We start from the raw sequence: 19,972 nt of genomic DNA, 5'->3' as shown, positions 1-19,972 counted from the left end.
ATTTGAAAGGGGTCCTAGTTTTGCTAGGGTCTCTTTTGTATAAATAGGAGATGATGAAATGGCTATGTTTCCAAAGTCTAAAACATTTACTGAGGAGGAAATTGAAAGATTAATCGAATACATTTCTAAAAATGAAAATGCTAAAAATGTAACATATATTGGTCAAACAAACTTCTATGTGAAGTTTCAAGGCATTAGGGACTCTCAAAGAATTTTGTTTAATTTTGATAAGAATGATGGTTTAATAATCGAAGAAACTGAATAACAAAGGTAACTACTAGCTGAACTAATAGCAAAATCAAGCATATCTCATAATACTATTCATAAAAATGGGCTTCTCTTCGGAGGGAAGTGCTTTTCCTACTTTGGAGGAGGAATTCTGGTTTCTACCCTCTGGCTCTTTAGTATGTTGAAGATACAGTATAGTTATTTTATATACTCGCTATGGTGAAAGAAGTGATGAACCAAAAATTATTTGGATAGCTACTCAGGCTATGCAAGCTAAGTAAACTAACAACCGCAAGTAATACTACTACTTCTACATTAATTATCGTTTTATTTATTCGAGATCCTGGAATCACAAGGGTCTCTTTTTTTGACTATCTCTTTTGTAAGTGTTGATATTTCTATTAATAAGAGCTTCATTACAGAAAAAGAAACCGCATTTATCCTACATAAAATTTGTTTGAATATTAAAACATATTGCTATAAATGCTAAAATAATGATTATAAATATAATCCTGGTCAAATTATTTTTGTTATTTATCCTGCAACAGATTGTTATCTACCTTAGAGGAGATGAGGAAAGTGGAAGATATCGTATTGCCTAATTTCTGGATTAAGAACCCGCCTTATTATTGGGGAGAATTAAAGGATGCTCCTTCCTATGAATATAAAAAGAATCAAATCATTTTTCTCGAGGGTACAGAGATGGATACAATTTACCTGGTGAAAAAGGGGAAAGCAAAACTCTTCTTAACGGGTCCGGATGGCAGTGAAAAAATTGTAGGGTATGTAGGTGAAAATAGCATACTTGGCACCTCCTCCTTATTCGAAGAGTCAAAAAAATATATTTTAAGTGCGGCGGCTGTCACTAATTCGACTCTCATCAAGTATGAAAGGCAGGAATTCATTGATCAGGTTATGTCTAACCCTGATTTAATGATGCAGGTCTTCCACATCATGAGCATTAGAATCCGAAGTTTAACCGGGCAATCCTTGGATCTTTCGTTTAAACATTCGTACATAAGATTATGCAAAGCTTTACTGGAACTTGGTGTTAAATATGGCAAACAAACAGAATGTGATACTACTTTTGTAGATTTTAAGGTTACACATAATGATTTAGCCGAATTAATAGGTACAACAAGAGTGACAATTGCCAACCACATTAAGACACTACGAGGAAAACAATTGGTTGAAACGAAGGGAAGAAACTTCATTATTCGCATGAGTGAATTGAAAGCGGAGATAAATAAAAATTAAATTCTGAAAATATAAAATATTTTACATTTTTTAAAATTAATTTCCCCTATAATGAAACCAATCTTAAGAAGTCGTTCTTGGTAATGACTAAAAAATCAGGGGGGATTTAATGTTCAGGAAATACCTTTACGTTATGGTGTTAGGCGTGATTTTGGTGTTGGCAGCCTGCAGTAATACTACTGCACAGGAAGAGGAAACCTATCCTAAAAAATCGATTGACTTGATTGTTTCATATGCTGCCGGTGGAGGGACAGATACAGGTGCAAGAATTTTACAACCTTATTTGGAAGAAGAGCTGGGAGTTTCGGTCAACATCATCAATAAGCCAGGGGGCGCAGGCTGGGTCGGCTGGGCTGACTTGTCAAATGCTGAACCGGACGGATACACGATCGGATACCTCAATTCTCCGAACATCATTACCGGTTACCTGGATCCGAAGTTTAATCGTAGTCAGAACCTGGAAAGTTTCCAGCCTATTGCTAACCACGTGCTGGACCCGGGAGTAATTGCGATCAAACCGGATGATGACCGTTTCAGCAACATAGAAGAATTAGTAGAATATGCTCAAAATAATAAGATAACCGCTACTACGTCCGGAGTTGGCAGTAATGATCATATGGCAATATTAAAGCTTAATAAGTTTTACGATACAAACATCACCCCTGTACATACGAAAGGGGCTGCGGAGGGATCTGCTCAGGTTTTGGGGGATCATGTTGATGTATTTGTAGCAAAAGTCGGCGAGGCAGCAAATCTGCATAAAAGCGGAGAGTTAAAAGCTGTAGCTGTTATGACCGAAGAAAGATCACCTTTCATTGAAGAAGTCCCTACGATGGAGGAGTCAGGATATCCTGAAGTCACTTCGAGATCAGCGAGAGGAATCGGAGCACCAGCGGGTTTATCGGAAGAGAAGCTTGAGATTTTGAGTGAAGCCTTTAAGAAAGCGATTGAGAATAAGAAGCAGGTAGAGGAGATGGAAGCCCAGGGATTACAGGTCAAGCATTTGGGACCTGAGGAATATAAAAGCATGCTTGAGGAAGATGAAAGCTCCGTAAAAGACTTAAGTGGATTATTAGGATATTAATTGTAAACAAATACCTAGGCAGATCTGTCTAGGTATTTGTTTAGCATGGACTTGCAAAATGTTAATAAGCAGGGAGGAAATCAATGGTGAACGAAGGTGTATTTAAAGGGGTCAAAGTGCTGGAATTTACACACTGGCTATCAGCCCCCTATTGCGGAAATATATTATCAGACCTTGGTGCAGAAATAATTAAAGTAGAATCTCCGGCTGGAGATCAAGTAAGGAAGTCCGGCTCTTATTTCAAAGACGGTGAAAGCTTCCTTTACGTAGCGTATAATCATGGAAAAAAAGGCCTTTCGATCAATTTGAAGGAAGAGGCCGGTTATGAAGCCATTTTAAAACTGGTCAAAGATGCAGATGTCATTATAGAAAATTTCCGTCCTGGTACTATGGATAAGCTGGGATTGGGATATGAGAAACTAAAAACGATTAATTCCAGGCTAATCTACCTCAGCATTTCGGCGTTTGGGTATGATCCCAAATACGCCAAGCGGCCTGGCATGGACCCTATCATTCAAGGGATGGGGGCAGTGATGAGTATGACGGCAGAGGATGAAAATTCTCCACCTATCCTTCCTGGTGTGCCGATAGCAGACAACACGACAGCTTTTATTGGGTTTGGTGCGATATCTGCAGCATTATACGAGCGGGAAAAAAGTGATTTGGGACAGAAAATAAATATTAATCTGATTGATATGATGGTCTTAAACTTATCTACCCGGTTTGGCCAGTATATTGCCACCGGCGAAAACCCGAAACCGATGGGAAACCAGCATTCCCAGGTAGTCCCTTACCAGGCTTTCCCGACGAAAGATGGCTGGATCATGGCCGGGGCGCAAGCCGACCATGCATGGGAACCCTTTTGCCGTGCGATTGAGAGAGAAGATTTACTGATTGAAAAATATGATGCGAATCACAAACGCGTCAATCATCGTTCTGAGTTAGCAGCTATTTTAGATGAAGTGTTCCAGAAGAAAACCACAGAAGAATGGTGTGAGAGATTCGAAGAAAGAAATGTTCTCCATGGGCCGGTTTGGGGGATCGATGAACTGGTGAACAGTGATTTGATCAAAGGACATGATGTGATCGCCAATAGTAAACATACGAAACTTGGAGATGTACCGGTCATTAAGACACCTATCCATTTCTCAAGATCGGAAGTGAAAGTGCAATCTTCTTCCAATCTATTAGGCGAACATACTAGGGAGATTTTAGAGGGTATTGGATATAGCGACCACGAAATTGATAAATTAGTAGAGGATGGAGTGGTTTCTTCCTATGAGCGAACTGTTACTGGATAAAAGAGGGTCGATTGCTTATATCATTTTGAATCGTCCGGAAAAACTAAACGCCTTCAGTAAAGAAATGATCGATTTATGGATTGCGGCATTGAGAGAGATCAAAGACGATCCTGATATCCGAGTCGGTGTGCTGACAGGGGCGGGGCGTGCTTTCTGTGCTGGCGGCGATGTAAAGTCTATGATAGCCGGGGAAGGTTTCATCGGAAAAACGAATGAAGAGGACGATGATTTTATTAGCACCCCCCTCCATGTGAAAAACAGCCTTTGGAAGAACATCCAGCGAATCCCGCTTTTAATGGATGAAATTGATAAGCCTATGATTGCAATGATCAACGGGCACGCTATGGGAGCGGGACTGGATATGGCGCTTATGTGTGATATAAGGATCTGTTCTGAAAGCGCAAAACTTGGGGAAGCGTATATCCATGCAGGTATCGTACCTGGAGATGGTGGCGGTTATTACCTCCCACGAATCATTGGGATGGACAAAGCATTGGAAATGCTGTGGAGTGGAGAAGTGAAGACTGCCAAGGAAGCCAAAGAGATGAACCTGGTGACCCATGTTGTCCCTCATGAGGAACTGGAAGCATTTACCCGTGATTATATCGAAAAGCTGATTAATGGCCCTCAAGAAGTCATCCAGATGATGAAAAGGGTCGTTAAGGAAGGGATGAGTATGTCCCTTCGTCAATCCCTGGATTATGTTTCCTCACAGATGGCCCTCAGTGTATTTCATGAGGATCACCAAAAAGCGATAGAAAAAATGAAAAGAAAGTAATAGTTTTAATTTCGTAGCCTTATAGTTCCTGGATATAAGGCTGCTTTGTTTTTTTACAAGTAACTAAATGGCATTCAAATCTAGAAGTCTTTCATGACGAAGAGCAGTAAACAGTATACAATGATAAAAAAAGATAACGGAGGTTTTCAGGTGCAAACAAGATTACTATATGGCAAAGAAGGACTGAATCTGGAATTACCAGAACAATCGTTTTTAGTAGAACCGAAAAACCTGCCCAAAGTTAAAGATGAAGACAAAGCGATCCGCCAGGCTCTTTCAAATCCGATTGGCACCCCGCCCTTAAGAAATATGGTGAAATCCAGTGATACCGTGGCCATTGTCATCAGTGATATCACCAGGCCGACCCCTAACCACCTGTTAGTTCCGCGATTGATAGAAGAACTGAACCATGTTCCCTTAGAGAATTTTGTTATCATCAATGGGACAGGCACGCATCGAGATCAAACAAGAGAAGAATTTGTCCAAATGCTTGGCGAGTGGATCGTAGAAAATATTCGTATCGTAAATAATCATTGTCATGATAAAGATACCCTCGTGAACCTTGGAAGAAGTAAATTCGGATGTGATGTATATTTAAATAAGGATTATGTGGAAGCGGATTTTCGAATTGTAACGGGCTTTATTGAACCTCATTTTTTTGCAGGATTCTCTGGTGGTCCGAAGGGGGTCATGCCTGGTATTGCCGGCATAGAAACGATCATGACTTTTCATAATGCCAGAATGATAGGGGACCCACGTTCGACATGGGGGAATATGGATGACAACCCCGTGCAGGAAATGACGCGTGAAATCAACCGGATGTGTAAACCACATTTTATGCTGAACGTGACACTGAACAGGGAAAAAGAAATTTCGGCTGTATTCGCTGGCGAGCTCTATGAAGCACATGATAGAGGCTGCAGGTTTGCTAAAGAGCATGCTATGGTTCAGAGCGAACAACGGTTTGATGTGGTCATTACTTCAAACTCAGGTTATCCTCTCGATCAAAACCTTTATCAGGCTGTCAAAGGGATGAGTGCCGCTCAAAAGATCGTAAAAAAAGGAGGAGCCATCATCATAGCTGCTGAATGTGCGGATGGACTTCCTGACCATGGAAACTACTCGAAAATTTTTGAAATGGCAAAAACTCCTCAGGCATTACTGGACATGATCAATGATCCCGATTTTAAAATGTTTGACCAGTGGCAGGTGCAAAAGCAGGCAGTAACACAAGTGTGGGCTGATGTCTATGTTTACTCAAAGCTTCCAGATGAACAGGTGAAACAGGCCATGCTGACACCAACCAAGGATATTACTAAAACATTAAAAGACTTAAAATATACTTATGGAGAAAATATGAGCGTTGCCGTCTTGCCATTAGGACCTTTGACTATTCCTTATGTTGATGAATAACGGAAAAACGATGGCAGAAATTGTCGGAATAGTGTTAATATAGAGTAAATAATCATTAGTTTTTAAAAAAGGAAATAGAGGAGGGTTTCATTGTTAAATCATAAGTTAGAAAAGTTGGAAGAAATTCTAAATGAAATGCAAACGGTTGTGATTGCATTTTCTGGTGGAGTGGATAGTACCTTTTTGTTGAAAGTAGCTCTGGATACACTCGGAAGAGAAAATGTACTCGCAGTGACAGCGGATAGTGAAACCTATCCATTTGAAGAACTTCAGGAAGCAAAACAACTTGCAGAGCAGCTTGATGCCAGGCATGAAATAATCGAAACTTCTGAACTGAATATACCGGGGTATTCAGAGAATACGGCCAACCGCTGCTATTTCTGCAAGAAAAGCCTTTTCGAACATCTCATCCCGATTATGAAAGAGCAAGGTTATAAAAACATTGCTTTTGGATTGATTGCAGATGACCTGGGCGAGCATAGGCCTGGCACTAAAGCAGCAAGGGAATACAATGTCCGGGGGCCTTTGCAGGAAGCTGATCTGTACAAAAGTGAGATCCGGGAGTTATCTCAGCAGATGGGGTTACGAACTTGGGATAAACCTTCCTTTGCTTGTCTCTCTTCCCGGATTACATACGGAGAAGAGATAACGATCGAGAAACTGAGGAGAATAGATAAGTCTGAACAAGTAGTCAGGTCTACAGGGATTCGTCAAGTTCGTGTTCGTACTCATGGAGAAATCGCCAGAATTGAAGTTGAACCACAGGATATGCCTGTTTTACTTCAGCACCATAGTGAGATTACCGCTAAATTGCAAGAATTCGGCTATACTTACGTTACCATGGATTTATCCGGCTATAAAAGCGGCAGCATGAACAAAACCTTACAACAGGCAGTGAAGTAATATTATGGAAAGTTTATTCGCGATTCTTGGGTTTGGCTTTCTGCTTGGTATCAAACATGCTTTGGAGCCGGATCATGTTGTAGCCGTTTCGACTATCGTTGGAAAGAATAAATCACCATGGCGCTCAGGGTTCTTAGGTGTGTTTTGGGGAATTGGGCATACTCTGACTTTACTGTTCATTTTTTTAGTTTTACATTTCACCCAAACCAGTATTTCAGGAACCTGGGAAAAGACGTTTGAATTAGGTGTTGGTATCATGCTGGTTTATTTAGGGATTTCTACGTTTTTTCCAGCAAAAAATCATGCTCCAAAGGAAAGTAGAAACACATCAGGCAATTTGTTTCTCAAATCTATGTTTATTGGACAGGTCCATGGACTTGCAGGTAGTGCGGCGATGACTCTCCTGGTTTTTTCCATGGTTGATTCACTCCAGGATGCGCTTCTCTATATCGGCACATTCGGAACTGGAACAATTTTAGGAATGCTCTTATTCACATTTGCCCTTAGTATTCCGTTTCTTTTCGCTGTAAATAAGAACCGGATCAGCTTTGTTCTTACAAAAGCGACTGCTATTTTAAGTATTGGTTATGGCCTCTATTATATTTATATGGTGGGTTTCATAGATGGATTATTTACATAAGTAAAAAGACAGAAGGTGGACCAAATGAAGAAATTCGAAGATTTAGGTTTCTGTAAAGTAGACACTGATCGCGAACAGCGGACAGGCTACCCTGAAGTGATTTATGGAGAAGGAAAGTCAGCAGACCATATTTCTCAAATAATGAGCCGGTTGATCGACCACCATGAAAAAGTGATGGTCACCCGTTTATCTGAAGAGAAAGCGTTATCATTGCAAGAAGCGTTTCCTCAAGCGAAATATGATGAAACGTCACGAATTTTATTATATGGCGAACCGACCAGAAGGTATCCTGGGGAAATATTAGTGTTGTGTGCGGGTACTTCGGATCTATTTGTTGCAGAAGAAGCTGCACTTACAGCCGAATGGATGGGCTGTAAAGTGAAGAGGGTTTATGATGTCGGCGTCGCCGGGATCGATCGTTTACTTGCCCATCGGGAAGAAATCACCCAGGCAAGTGTGCTGATCGTAGTAGCCGGGATGGAAGGGGCTCTGCCGAGTGTGGTAGGCGGGATGGTGAAAAGGCCTGTAATTGCTGTCCCGACTTCCGTAGGTTATGGGGCACATCTGGAAGGGTTGACTCCGCTTCTTTCGATGCTTACATCCTGCGCTTCTGGAATGAGTGTCGTAAATATCGATAATGGATTTGGGGCTGCGTATCAGGCTGCGTTGATTTTACAGCTTGCCTCAGAGGAGGTCGGACATGAAAAACCTTTACCTTGATTGCCAGTCCGGCATTTCTGGAGATATGACCTTGTCCGCGCTAATCGACTTAGGCGCGGATATGGATTACATTGCATCTCAATTAAAAAAGCTGCCTATTGATCCATTTACCATGGACGTAAAACAGGCAGATAAACAGGGGATTTCTTCTAAACAGTTAGTACTTCAATTTGATGAAGTTGCTCATGAGCATGTTCATACGGCAGCTTCATCTGCTCATAGCCATTCTCATGATCATCATTCTACCCATCATCATGACCATCCTCACCGCCATGCTTCAACGATTTTCCGGATGATTGAAGAAAGTGACTTGCCTGAGCGAGTGAAACAAAGAAGCCTATCTGTTTTTGAAGTGATTGCCAGGGCGGAAGGGAAAATACATGGAATGGATCCTTCTGAAGTGCATTTCCATGAAGTAGGAGCCATGGACTCCATTATCGATGTCATCGGTGTAAGTCTCGCCTTGGAGAGTTTAGAAGTCGATAAAATAATCGCTTCACCCGTTCCGACAGGTTATGGAAAACTAATGATGGCACATGGGCTGTATCCAATCCCTGCTCCTGCTACGGCAGAAATTCTTAAAGGGGTGCCTCTAGCCGACTTCCAGGTGGAAGGTGAACTGACGACTCCCACCGGGGCTGGCTTTATCAAAGCTTTAGTTAGTGATTTCGGTCCCCTGCCTGCCATGCGTATAGAAAATATCGGATACGGAGCAGGGAAGAAGGATTTTAATCACCCAAATGTATTAAGAGCGGTACTTTTTGAAGCAGAAGAACGTGCTAAAGTGGAGTCAATTACCGTGCTTGAATGTCACATCGATGATATGGCAGGAGAGGCAATGGGGTATTTAATGGAAAAAGCGCTGGCTAAGGGAGCTTTGGATTTATATTATACACCGATTACCATGAAAAAAAGCCGGCCTGGTATATTGATTACCTTGTTAAGCAAACCGGACGACGCTTACATTTTCGAGGATTTATTATTAAGGGAAACCAGCACCTTTGGAATACGTAAGTCAAAATGGGAGAGGAATATACTTGATCGGCGTTTTCAAGAGATTGATACACCTTATGGAACAGTCAGTGTGAAAATCGGATATAAACACGGAGACATTTATAAAATCACTCCTGAATATGAGGATATTAAAGAGGTTTCCATCAAGCACCACGTTCCTTTTAATAAGGTGTATAAATTGGTTGAGCAGATAGCCGCAGAACAAATAACGATATAGTCGTTCATAATCACAAAAAAAGGAAGCTGGCATTTATCCAGCTTCCTTTTTTGCTTTTCTGATTCAACCTTCATATATTTCAGATAAAAAGTCAGAAAAATCTTGCAATTACCATACCTAACTGCTATGATTCTTTTTAGAAACCGTTTTCCTAAATCGTTTTCCAAACTTTCCCCCTTCTCCTTAATCCATGAATCGAGGTGGATTTCCTATGAAAGTGACCATCGGGGACGTAGCTAAACAAGCTGGCGTTTCTAAAGCAACCGTTTCCCGAATCATTAATGGTAATTATAATCACAACAAAAAAGATACCATCCAAAGAGTTTTAAAGGTGATTGAAGACTTGAATTACCAGCCGAACGAACTTGCCAAAAGCCTGAAATCCAGAAAAACAAACGTCTTAGGGGTGTTACTTTCTAATTTGAAAAACCCTTTTTGGGTGGATGTTTTGGAAGGGATTGAGGATGCCGCCAGATTGCATGGTTTCAATTTAATGATCTGTAATTCAAATGAAGATGCTGAGTTGGAAGAAAAACATATCCGTTCTTTTCAGCTGAAGCAAGTGGATGGCATGATTATTAACCCGACAGTGAAAAATTTCCCCTTGTATGGAAAGTTAGTGAATTCCAAGCTGCCGCTTATTACGATTAACCGCAGCCTGCCGGGTCTCCCGATTCCAAACATTGTCATGGATAATGTGAGAGGAACTAAACTGGCCATTGATCATTTTGTAAAACTACGCAAACAAAAGATTGCCATGTTCGTATACTCCCCATCACAAATAAGTCCGCGTTTAGAAAGAATTACTGGTTATAAACAAGGACATTTGGAAAATAGGATGGATGTCGATTCCAACCTGATCCAGATAGTAGAGGAAAAGCAAGGCGAAGCATTCAAAAAGGCATGCCAGCTATTATCAACTCCCCAACGTCCGGATGCTATCCTTTCGACTAATAATTTAATGACCTTAGAAATTCTTCAAGCCATAAAATCTTCAAATCTCGGTGTTCCAGAGGACATTTCCTTAATTGGTTATGATGAAACATTATGGTCGCCGCACCTTGATCCACCCCTCACAACCATTTACCAGCCAGCTTACAAGATGGGTGAGATTGCTGCCAGCAAAGTAATCCAACTGACCAGGAATCCAGACAGTACTCAAAGAGATGTAACGACACTAGATCCCCGCTTGATCATTCGAGAATCTTGTGGAGGCAACCAGCATGTTGAACTTTCCAATGAATAAAAAAATTATAATATAAGAATCGGAGGTAAGTCAGTGAAACCAAAGGTGTATATTACCAGGAAATTGAATGACCGCGTAGTGAAAAAGATAGAAGAAATTTGTGAAGTGAAAATGTGGGAAGAAGAAGATGTGGAGGTACCTCGGGAAGTTTTGTTAAAAGAGGTGCAAGAAGTCGATGGCTTGCTTTGTATGCTGACAGAAAAAATCAACGAGGAGCTGCTTTCAGGTGCGAGAAACTTAAAGGTTGTCAGTAATATGGCCGTGGGGTATAACAACATTGATATCACAGCAGCCAAAAATAGAGGCATTACGGTAACAAACACCCCTGGTGTACTGACTGAAACCACGGCTGATTTAACGTTCACCTTGTTAATGGCAACAGCAAGAAGAATTGTAGAATCATCTGACTATTTAAGAAAAGGAAAATGGGAAACATGGTCTCCTATGCAACTGACAGGACAAGACATTCATGGGGCGACACTGGGGATAATCGGAATGGGAAGAATTGGTGAAGCAGTAATTAAGAGGGCAAAAGGATTTGATATGAACATCTTATACCACAATCGGAATCGAAAGTATGATATAGAGGAAGAGCTGGGAGTTGTTTATGCAGAGCTGGAGGAGCTCTTACGTGATTCGGATTTTGTCTGTGTCCTGACCCCATATACTCCAGAAACACATCATCTTATTTCTGAAAGTGAGCTTTCATTGATGAAGGAAACGGCCGTTCTTATTAATACGGCACGAGGAGGGATTGTGGACGAAGAGGCTCTGTATCATGCACTTAAGAATAGGAAAATCTGGGCAGCAGGTCTGGACGTGTTTGAACAAGAGCCCGTACCTTTGGATCACCCCCTCCTAGCTTTGCCTAATGTCGTTACACTTCCTCACATCGGGAGTGCCAGCATTCAAACAAGATTAAGAATGGCTGACCTTGCAGCCGAAAATCTATTACGAGCATTAACAAAGCAAACGCCAAAGCATGTAGTCGTTTAAGCAGTATTATGTCACATCGATAAAGGGAATTATTAAAGGGATTAAGAAGGTGGAGTGAAAGTGGCACAGGTGCAGGCAGAACAAATTGCAAATAGAAGTTTCGGATTGAAAAGTAACCTGATTATAGGAATGTGCCTTTTTTATTTTTTGAACTTTTTTATTCAGGCAATCAACTTTGAAATAGCCTTAGCGCTCCTAAGCTTGATTGTTTTCCTTTTGAGTTTACGTCACGCAAAAAGTACACCTCGTATGCTGTCTGGTATTATGTTTATTCTGGGAATATTTTTTACGCTGTCAAAAGGAGAGGGAATAGCGGAGCTTTCAAGTGGGATTACTATGAATATCCCTTTATTAGTTTTAGTCCTGTTAGTACCCTTACTATCCATCCCTTTAAAAATCAAAGGATATTTCAAGACTGTGAGGTTCTTTCTGGAGAATATGGCGGTAGATACAAAGAAAATTTTCGGGAGTATCTCCTTTTTTATCTTTTGCATGGGACCTGTCTTAAACCTGGGCTCTATACGTGTTTTACACGAAACCATCAAAGATATCAAACTCTCATCGGTGCTATTGGCAAAGTCTTATCTGGTTGGATTTTCTACTGTTATTTTATGGTCGCCGTATTTTGCCTCCGTAGCCCTGGTCTTGTATTACCTTGAAGTTCCTTTTGCGAGCTATGTTCCACTTGGTTTAACCATGGCAGTTATACAAATGGTCATAGGTAACCTGCTGTTCCGGTTTTATTCCCGAGCGAATGGTACAGAGAAAGGCAAGCAAGAAGAAGCGGCCATAACGGAACTCAAAGAGGTGAATAGCCAGCAAAATAGTATGCATAGGAAAAAATTATGGTCATTAATTGGAATTATCACCTTGTTAATGGGATCCATTTTCTTATTGGAATACATTACAAAATGGCCGATGATGTTCTTAGTAAGCTTGGTATCAGTAGGTTATCCACTCCTATGGTCACTGGTCACCAGGCAATGGAAAAGGGTAGAAAAACACTTTATGGAATTTAAAGACCGCTCTCTGCCACGTATGAACAATGAAGTGGTTCTGTTCATTAGTGCGGGATTATTCGGAAAAGCGCTGCAAGGTACAATTATTGCAGCATCTATAAGGAAATTTCTAAACCATATTGCCTCTATGTCTTTTCTCTTATTCATACTGGCAGTGATGGGAATCATCGTTTCCTTATGCTTTATAGGTATTCATCAAATAGTTGTAGTTACCGCTCTTGTTACCCAAATGGATGCATCTTTTATTGGTACTACACCTGAAGTTCTTGCACTTCTGATTATGATTTCCTGGTCAATGGCAGCAGTATTAAGTCCGGTTAACCCACTGAATCTACTCGTTAGTGGTTCCGTCAAACATTCAGGAGTGGACGTAGGCTTCAAGTGGAATGGTATCTACCTTTTATCGATGTTCGTCATAGGAACCATCTTCGTTTATGCCGTCCACTGAGTTAGACTGTTCCTGAATGGACTGAAAAAATTCCTGCAGGGTTTTTCGATCTTTTTTGTAGAAAGCGATCTTAAGGTCATCAAGCTTTAACGGCGATGTAACAGTCTGGAAGAAATGATGATTGGTTAACAGGGCATAAATATTATTCCATAAGGAGATATAATACTCATTCGATAATTGTTTTCCAAGTTCATTGATCCATACGGAAAATTCTTTCCAAAAGTTTTCGTTTTTTCCTGACTTAAGACTGATGGAAGTATCCTGTTTTAAAGATGTAAAAATAATTTTCTCGGCGTTCATTAAAGCGATATCAAAGTATTTATTCAATTCTTTCGAGCCTGTTTGGTTCTGTGTAATGGTCATAGGTATCAAAAAGGGAGGCGGTTCAGAAACAAACGTCCCTCCACCTTGTCTGGATTCCAGGTATCTCAGGAGTTCTAATATTCTTAAACCTTCTCTTACCGAAGATCTGCTTACTTCAAGTAATTCACTCAATTTTCTTTCTGGTGGCAGTTTATCACCTTTTTTTAATTCTTCATCTTGAATATAAAAAATGATTTGTCGTATGACTTCCTCAAACATTCGTGGTACTGTCTCTAGTTGGTATTTTTTACTCATTAGTATCACCGTCTTTTTCCTTTATGTAATATATTTTACCAAAAAGCTTTATACAAAAATAGTGAGCAGGGTATTGACGTCACGATAGATTTTTTATAAAGTAATTATTAAGAGTTAAAATTTTTTGAAATATTGGTCAGACCATCATAACAAATAACAGGATGAAGGTAATACATTAACTAATAAGATGGTGATAGCAATGGCATTAAAGCCGATTAGAAAAAAACGATTGTTTGAAGAAATTATTCTGGCAATAGAAGAATACATTCATGAAGAGGGGATACGGCCGGGGAAGCGGCTGCCATCTGAAAATGAACTTTCAACCATATTCCAAGTAAGTAAAACAGCTGTCAGAGAAGCAATGAGTGTCCTGCATGCCAATGGGGTCATTGAAAAAAGGACCGGAGCTGGAATCTTCTTAAAAGAGTTATACGGAGAGAGTATTGCAGAGAGGGTAACGAACAACCTGCTTGATCGCAGTGAAATGCAAGAAGTTTTAGAGTTTCGCCGTGGAATGGAAGTAGAAGCTGTCGCTTTAGCTGCTATCAGAGCTACAGATAAAGATATAGAAGTGATCCGCCAGGCACATCAAAACCTTGTAGATGCCCATAAGGCCGGCTCACTGGGTTTGGAAGAGGATTATATCTTTCACTACTCCATCATCCTTGCTTCCCACAACTCTATTTATAAAGATGTGTTTGACAGGGTTTCTAATAAATTTGAGGAAGTAATGAGAGTAAGTAAAATGCAATCTTCAAAGGTGCCGGGAAGATTTATAGAGGCATACAAAGAACATGAACAAATACTGAATGCGCTTCAACTAAAAGATCCGCAGGCTGCCTCCGAAGCAATGAGGCATCACCTTACACAAAATGAGAAGAAAATTTGGGCAAATATTAAGCAGAGTAAAGAACCGATGTAATGGTTCTTCTCACCATAAAATGGTCAGACCATAATAAAATTATAAAGGAGGAAACGAATGAGAAACGTAGGGTTCCGAATCAAGGAAAATTTTGAGAGGTTAGAGGAAGATGTAATAAGAGGGTTTCAAAATATACCTACCCCTAATATTGGCGATGTAATGGGAAGACAGTGGGCGATGCATCATTCTATTAAACCAGTTAATCATCCTGGCATGCACATTGTTGGAAGCGCATTCACCGTGAGAACACATCCTTCGGATAATCTTCTTGTACATAAAGCCATGGATCTTGCTAAACCTGGAGACATTATTGTCATTGATGCCTGCGGCGACATGGGAAATGCTATTTTAGGGGAACTCATGTGTCACTATGCGAAAGTTAAAGGAATTGCTGGCTATATTGTTGATGGTCCTGTTCGGGATTTGAAAGGTATTGCCGATATGGGGTTCCCGGTTTTTGCTAGAGGAGGAACTCCTCGTGGTCCATATAAAGAAGGACCGGGGGAAATTAATACAACAATCAGTTGTGGTAACGTGCCTGTTTCACCGGGCGACATTGTCGTAGCAGACGATGATGGAGTCATTATTATTCCTAAGGAAGATGTTATTGCTGTAGCGAAAGATGCAAAAGAGTTAGCAGCAAAAGAAGTGGAAATCATCAAGTCTATTTATGATGGTACATGGGATCGAACATGGGTGGATGAAGTCCTTCAAAAGAAAGGGTGCTTAGTATTTGAATAATTATCAAGGGGAACGGATTCCTAAAGAAAATTTAGAAACCTTTGTGAAGGAAATCTTTCTTAAGGCTGGACTGGATGAAGAACAATCTAAATTAATTGCCAGGCACCTTGTTTTCGCGAACTTGAGAGGAGTAGATTCTCACGGTGTCAGTAGAGTAGGGATTTATACAAAACGCCTGGATAAGAACCTTTTGAATAAAAAGTTTGATCCGGTTATCAAGCGTGAATCTCCTGTCAGTGCTTTAATTGATGCTCAAAATGTCTCAGGAATCCCTGTTGCCACCTATGGAATGGAACTGGCAGTTGATAAAGCCAGGAAGTCAGGAGTCGGAATTGTAGGAATCAACAATTCCAATCATTGTGGAATGATGGCTGATTACGTTAAGAAAGCTGTTGATAATGATTGTATTGCCATTGCCACTACCAACGCTCCTTCCAATATGCCTCCTTGGGGAGGGAAGGAACGATTTTTTGGTACCAATCCATTTGCGTATGGGGTGCCTGCAGGGGAAGAATCTAATATCTTGTTTGATATGGCTACAAGTAAGGTGGCCAGAGGAAAGATATTATTGGCAGAAAAGAATAAACAAGAAATTCCATTAGGATGGGCGTTATCGCCTGAAGGCACTCCCACCACTAATGCTAGTAAAGCAGTGGATGGCGTGGTATTACCTGTCGGGGAACATAAAGGTTATGGGATAGCATTTTTAGTGGAAACCTTGTCTGCGCTCTTTACCGGGGCTGCATTCGGCCCTTATATTGGCGATTTATATAAGGAATTAAACCATTCCCAAAACGTAGGGCAGTTCTTTTTAGTCATGCGAGCCGACTTATTCCAGGAGCTGGATACATTTAAGAAGAGAATGGATCAAATCATCAGGGAAGTAAGGGAAGTTCCATTAATGGATGGTGCAAAAAAGATATACCTTCCTGGGGAAATGGAAATAGAAACCGCAAAGGACCGAGAGGAAAATGGCATTCCATTATCACTGGAAGTGATCGATGAACTTGTCCAGGTTGCACAACGATATAAAATAGAGCCTACGTTAATTCAAACCTATGTCTAACATAAATTAAAGGGGAGAGTATGTATGAGATTAGCTACTGTAAAAAGAAATGGAGAAGAAAAGGCTGCTGTCATTACGAAGAAGGGTGCCATATTAATTGAATCCATTAATCGCAATCTTAATTTTAATTGGAGTACAAACTTATTTGACTTAGTACAATCAGGACAACTCAACCATTTACAGGAATGGTACCAGGCCGAAGGTGAAAGTAAATTAGATAGTTTCTTTGAAGTCATTTCTAACGAGGACATTGAATACGGACCTTTATATAGGCACCCACGAAAAATATGGGGGATAGGCCTGAACTATGTAGAACATGCCTCTGACTTAAGCGAACAAGCACCCAATAAAGAGCCGGCAAGCTTTATGAAGCCAGACACAACAATCATTGGTCCTGGTGACCAAATTAAAGTCCCACACCAATCAGAGCGGACAACTGCTGAAGCTGAGCTGGGCATTATCATCGGGAAAGAGTGTAAAAATGTAAGCGAAGAAGATGCGCCGAATGTTATTGCAGGTTTTACTACGATCATTGATATGACTGCTGAAGATATTTTGCAACATAACCCACGGTATTTAACGAGATCGAAAAGCTTTGATTCTTTCTTCAGTTTTGGTCCGGAACTCGTTACTCCTGATGAAGTCGATGAGGTATTAGATTTAAATGTTTCCACTGTTATCAATGGGGAATTACATCGCAAAAATGTCGTTTCCAATATGACTTTCAGACCTTGGGATCTGGTTTCCTTTCATTCCAAAGTTATGACACTGTTGCCTGGTGACATCATCTCTACAGGAACCCCGGGAGCTGTCGTAATAAGAGATGGCGATGTTGTAGAATGTCAGATTGATGGGTTTAATAAACTAGTAAACCCGGTCAAGGATTTAAAAGTATCATCTGTACGGGAAGAAGTAGAAGCAGCCAACAAGTAAATGTAGTATTAAAAAGGCTATTGTGATTAGAGAATGCCTCAGTTTGCAGAGAAACCTTATGGTTTTTCGCTGAAAAGTCCTTTCTAATCTAGAAGAGCTGTTAAAGCTTGTTGTTGATTCTCACGAATCGCTTGTCGGTGGGTGCTTGCCGCGGGCACGGCCACAGCTAACTTGGTCAATAAAACCACTTGACCAAGTGGCTTCTGATCGCGCTGTTCCCGCAGGCGTCACCACCGAATGCTCAGCGTGGATTCAACAGAGGCCAATCTGAAAAGAGTGATTTTCTTTGATTTGTTAAAGAAAGTCACTCTTTTTTTCTTGTACAAATTAAATTCAACGCAAACCGTTATTGGAAAATTATATCAACCATAGAGTTTCAGTTTTTCAGTGGCCTCTGGTTTTTCTGCAAGTTTTTTTATGTCCCGCGTGGGCAAATACCGCTCGCTTTCCGCGGCCCCACACTACGTGGGGGGGAGCATTTGGATAACCAGTGTCCAGACGACTGCTTCAACATCGAATAGGATTAATGTGGTAAAAAAATTAAAGTATAGGAGAAAATAAAGACTGCCGGGATTTTCCCGACAGTCTGAGGCAATTATAATCAGAATTGCTTTTTTTTCCTGACACTTTTATTCTGTTTTTACTTTATCCTTGTTTGTCGCCAGGAGAAAGTCGAAGTCACATCCCTTGTCTGCTTGTAAGACATGGTTTTGATAGAGACGTGTATACCCCCTGTCTTCAAACACCGGAGCTGTCCATTCGGTTTTCCTTTGCTCCAATTCCTCCTCCGATACGTGAAGTTCCAATTTGCGGTTTTCCACATCAAGTTCTATTATATCGCCAGTTTTAATCAATCCAATTGGTCCACCGACTGCTGATTCGGGAGCAACGTGCAGGATTACTGTTCCAAATGCTGTTCCACTCATCCGTGCATCTGAAATCCTCACCATATCGCGTACCCCTTGTTTTAGCAGCTTATTGGGGATTGGCAGCATCCCGGCTTCAGGCATTCCTGGTGCCCCTACTGGTCCAGTGTTTTGTAAAATCATGATATCCTCGGGACTGATATCCAGTTCTGGGTCATCAATCCGATTTTCCAGATCCTGAGAAGATGTAAACACTACTGCTCTCCCGGTATGTTTTAATAATTCGGATGAAGCAGCTTTCGGCTTGATGACAGCACCATCTGGTGCAAGGTTACCCTTCAGAACAGCTATCCCACCTTCTTTATGTAAAGGAGACTCAAATGTGGTGATGATGTTTCGATAAACATCAGACACTTTGACATCATGAAGGCTGTCTCTTAAAGGAGCACCTGTTACTGTCATTTCATCTAAATGGAGGAGGGGCTCTAATTCTTTTAGAACAGCAGGAGTTCCACCTGCTTTATAAAAGTCTTCCATTTGGTATTGACCAGCTGGCCGTAAATTAGCAATAAAAGGCGTCGTCCTGCTTAATTGATCGAATAAATCAAGGGGTAATTCAATGCCCAGGCGTCCGGCGATTGCTGTGAGGTGAATGACAGCATTTGTTGAGCCGCCAACCGCCATTAGTGCCCGGATACTATTTTCAAGAGAATTTCTTGTGATAATTTGGGAAGGCCTCACATCTTTTTCCACTAGTTCTACAATCTTTTTGCCTGTGTCAATGGCATGTTTCATTCGTTTATTTTCTGTTGCTGGGATGGCCGCGCCTCCAGGGAGCATCATTCCCATCGCTTCAGAACAAACAGCCATCGTACTTGCACTTCCCATTACCATACAGTGTCCAGCTGTAGGTGCCAGAGCTGCGTTGATCTCTTCAATACTTTCCTCATCGACTTCTCCGCCACGATATTCTTGCCAGAAGAACCGGCAATCTGAGCAAGCTCCAAGCGTTTTCCCTTCATATTCACCATTGTTCATCGGTCCGCCTGTAATCATGATGGAGGGAATGTCGGCGCTCGCTGCACCCATCAGTTGTGATGGGGTCACTTTGTCACACCCACCAATTAGAACAACACCGTCAATAGGTTGGGCTTTTATCATTTCTTCTGTATCCATTGCGGCCATATTACGATACAGCATCGTGGTCGGACTTGTATTGATTTCCCCAAGAGATATAGTAGGGAACTCCAAAGGAATACCACCAGCCATTAATACACCTTTTTTAATGGCATCGATTAACGGTTGAATGTGGGAGTGGCAGCGATTGATTTCACTTTTCGTATTACAAATACCGATGACAGGCTTCTCAAAATCTTCTTTTTCAAACCCCAGTTGTCGGTTGAATGCCTGTCTAATGAATTTGCTGAAGCCGGCATCTCCATAAGAGGTAAGTTTTTTTTCTTTTTGTTTCCCAGTCATTTTATTTCCTCCTTAATAAAAAACACTTTATATTATGGTATGACCAATATGTATCGCCTATCTTTATCCATATACTATCATAA

At 41.0% G+C, this 19,972-nt stretch carries 19 protein-coding genes; 17 read left to right on the top strand and 2 right to left on the bottom strand.

All coding sequences use genetic code 11. The features are described 5' to 3' along the window. Positions 1-58 precede the first annotated feature (58 nt). The 13 genes from ACGTN9_RS06520 (at position 59) to ACGTN9_RS06460 (ending at position 13,264) form a co-directional block, all read left to right on the top strand. Complete coding sequence (locus ACGTN9_RS06520) at positions 59-265, top strand: hypothetical protein (protein ID WP_499591544.1); 207 nt, start codon at positions 59-61, stop codon at positions 263-265. Positions 266-807: 542 nt separating this feature from the next. Further along, complete coding sequence (locus tag ACGTN9_RS06515; RefSeq protein ID WP_499591543.1) at positions 808-1,485, top strand: Crp/Fnr family transcriptional regulator; 678 nt, start codon at positions 808-810, stop codon at positions 1,483-1,485. Between the two features lie 109 nt (positions 1,486-1,594). Beyond that, positions 1,595-2,569 carry a tripartite tricarboxylate transporter substrate binding protein gene (locus ACGTN9_RS06510; RefSeq protein WP_499591542.1) on the top strand — a complete coding sequence of 325 codons (975 nt, stop codon included), beginning with the start codon at positions 1,595-1,597 and terminating at the stop codon, positions 2,567-2,569. Positions 2,570-2,652: 83 nt separating this feature from the next. Continuing rightward, the gene (locus ACGTN9_RS06505) at positions 2,653-3,870 is read left to right on the top strand and encodes a CaiB/BaiF CoA transferase family protein (RefSeq protein ID WP_499591541.1); all 1,218 of its coding nucleotides are present in this window, start codon (positions 2,653-2,655) and stop codon (positions 3,868-3,870) included. Then, positions 3,848-4,648 carry an enoyl-CoA hydratase/isomerase family protein gene (locus ACGTN9_RS06500; RefSeq protein ID WP_499591540.1) on the top strand — a complete coding sequence of 267 codons (801 nt, stop codon included), beginning with the start codon at positions 3,848-3,850 and terminating at the stop codon, positions 4,646-4,648. The genes ACGTN9_RS06505 and ACGTN9_RS06500 overlap by 23 nt, the downstream gene beginning before the upstream one ends. Before the next feature lie 150 nt (positions 4,649-4,798). Next, on the top strand, positions 4,799-6,061 hold the full coding sequence (larA, locus tag ACGTN9_RS06495; RefSeq protein WP_499591539.1) for a nickel-dependent lactate racemase: 1,263 nt from the start codon (positions 4,799-4,801) through the stop codon (positions 6,059-6,061). Positions 6,062-6,151: 90 nt separating this feature from the next. Continuing rightward, on the top strand, positions 6,152-6,964 hold the full coding sequence (gene larE / locus ACGTN9_RS06490) for an ATP-dependent sacrificial sulfur transferase LarE (RefSeq protein ID WP_499591538.1): 813 nt from the start codon (positions 6,152-6,154) through the stop codon (positions 6,962-6,964). Between the two features lie 4 nt (positions 6,965-6,968). Beyond that, the gene (locus tag ACGTN9_RS06485) at positions 6,969-7,604 is read left to right on the top strand and encodes an urease accessory protein UreH (protein ID WP_499591537.1); all 636 of its coding nucleotides are present in this window, start codon (positions 6,969-6,971) and stop codon (positions 7,602-7,604) included. A gap of 24 nt (positions 7,605-7,628) precedes the next feature. After that, on the top strand, positions 7,629-8,324 hold the full coding sequence (larB, locus tag ACGTN9_RS06480; RefSeq protein ID WP_499591536.1) for a nickel pincer cofactor biosynthesis protein LarB: 696 nt from the start codon (positions 7,629-7,631) through the stop codon (positions 8,322-8,324). After that, positions 8,305-9,555 carry a nickel pincer cofactor biosynthesis protein LarC gene (gene larC / locus ACGTN9_RS06475; RefSeq protein ID WP_499591535.1) on the top strand — a complete coding sequence of 417 codons (1,251 nt, stop codon included), beginning with the start codon at positions 8,305-8,307 and terminating at the stop codon, positions 9,553-9,555. Before larB ends, larC begins: the two co-directional genes overlap by 20 nt. 211 nt (positions 9,556-9,766) lie before the next feature. Continuing rightward, positions 9,767-10,801, top strand: coding sequence for a LacI family DNA-binding transcriptional regulator (locus ACGTN9_RS06470; RefSeq protein WP_499591534.1), 1,035 nt, complete (start codon positions 9,767-9,769; stop codon positions 10,799-10,801). Positions 10,802-10,834: 33 nt separating this feature from the next. Then, positions 10,835-11,797 (top strand): 2-hydroxyacid dehydrogenase, encoded by a 963-nt coding sequence (locus tag ACGTN9_RS06465; protein WP_499591533.1) that lies wholly within the window; start codon positions 10,835-10,837, stop codon positions 11,795-11,797. Positions 11,798-12,289: 492 nt separating this feature from the next. Continuing rightward, positions 12,290-13,264 carry a hypothetical protein gene (locus ACGTN9_RS06460; RefSeq protein ID WP_499591532.1) on the top strand — a complete coding sequence of 325 codons (975 nt, stop codon included), beginning with the start codon at positions 12,290-12,292 and terminating at the stop codon, positions 13,262-13,264. Here the strand turns inward: ACGTN9_RS06460 and ACGTN9_RS06455 are convergent. Continuing rightward, positions 13,217-13,882 (bottom strand): FadR/GntR family transcriptional regulator, encoded by a 666-nt coding sequence (locus ACGTN9_RS06455; protein ID WP_499591531.1) that lies wholly within the window; start codon positions 13,880-13,882, stop codon positions 13,217-13,219. The two genes, ACGTN9_RS06460 and ACGTN9_RS06455, sit on opposite strands and share 48 nt — an antisense overlap. 187 nt (positions 13,883-14,069) lie before the next feature. Here ACGTN9_RS06455 and ACGTN9_RS06450 point away from each other — a divergent pair, with 187 nt between their 5' ends. The 4 genes from ACGTN9_RS06450 to ACGTN9_RS06435 are packed head-to-tail and all read left to right on the top strand — an operon-like array spanning position 14,070 to position 17,544. Continuing rightward, positions 14,070-14,804: a FadR/GntR family transcriptional regulator gene (locus tag ACGTN9_RS06450; protein WP_499591530.1), complete on the top strand. Its 735-nt coding sequence runs from the start codon at positions 14,070-14,072 to the stop codon at positions 14,802-14,804. A 57-nt stretch (positions 14,805-14,861) separates the two neighbouring features. Then, a complete protein-coding gene (locus ACGTN9_RS06445) occupies positions 14,862-15,545 on the top strand; it encodes an RraA family protein (protein WP_499591529.1) in 684 nt (227 codons plus the stop codon). Further along, complete coding sequence (locus ACGTN9_RS06440) at positions 15,538-16,611, top strand: Ldh family oxidoreductase (RefSeq protein WP_499591528.1); 1,074 nt, start codon at positions 15,538-15,540, stop codon at positions 16,609-16,611. Before ACGTN9_RS06445 ends, ACGTN9_RS06440 begins: the two co-directional genes overlap by 8 nt. Positions 16,612-16,635: 24 nt before the next feature. Next, positions 16,636-17,544 carry a fumarylacetoacetate hydrolase family protein gene (locus ACGTN9_RS06435; RefSeq protein WP_499591527.1) on the top strand — a complete coding sequence of 303 codons (909 nt, stop codon included), beginning with the start codon at positions 16,636-16,638 and terminating at the stop codon, positions 17,542-17,544. 629 nt (positions 17,545-18,173) lie between these two features. On the opposite strand, the gene ACGTN9_RS06430 is transcribed toward ACGTN9_RS06435, so the two are convergent. Next, complete coding sequence (locus ACGTN9_RS06430; protein ID WP_499591526.1) at positions 18,174-19,889, bottom strand: IlvD/Edd family dehydratase; 1,716 nt, start codon at positions 19,887-19,889, stop codon at positions 18,174-18,176. Between the last annotated feature and the right edge of the window lie 83 nt (positions 19,890-19,972).

The sequence above is a fragment of the Halobacillus sp. B23F22_5 genome (assembly GCF_043497085.1).
Classification (GTDB): Bacteria; Bacillota; Bacilli; order Bacillales; family Halobacillaceae; genus Thalassobacillus.
This window is presented reverse-complemented; position numbering and strand designations above follow the sequence as displayed.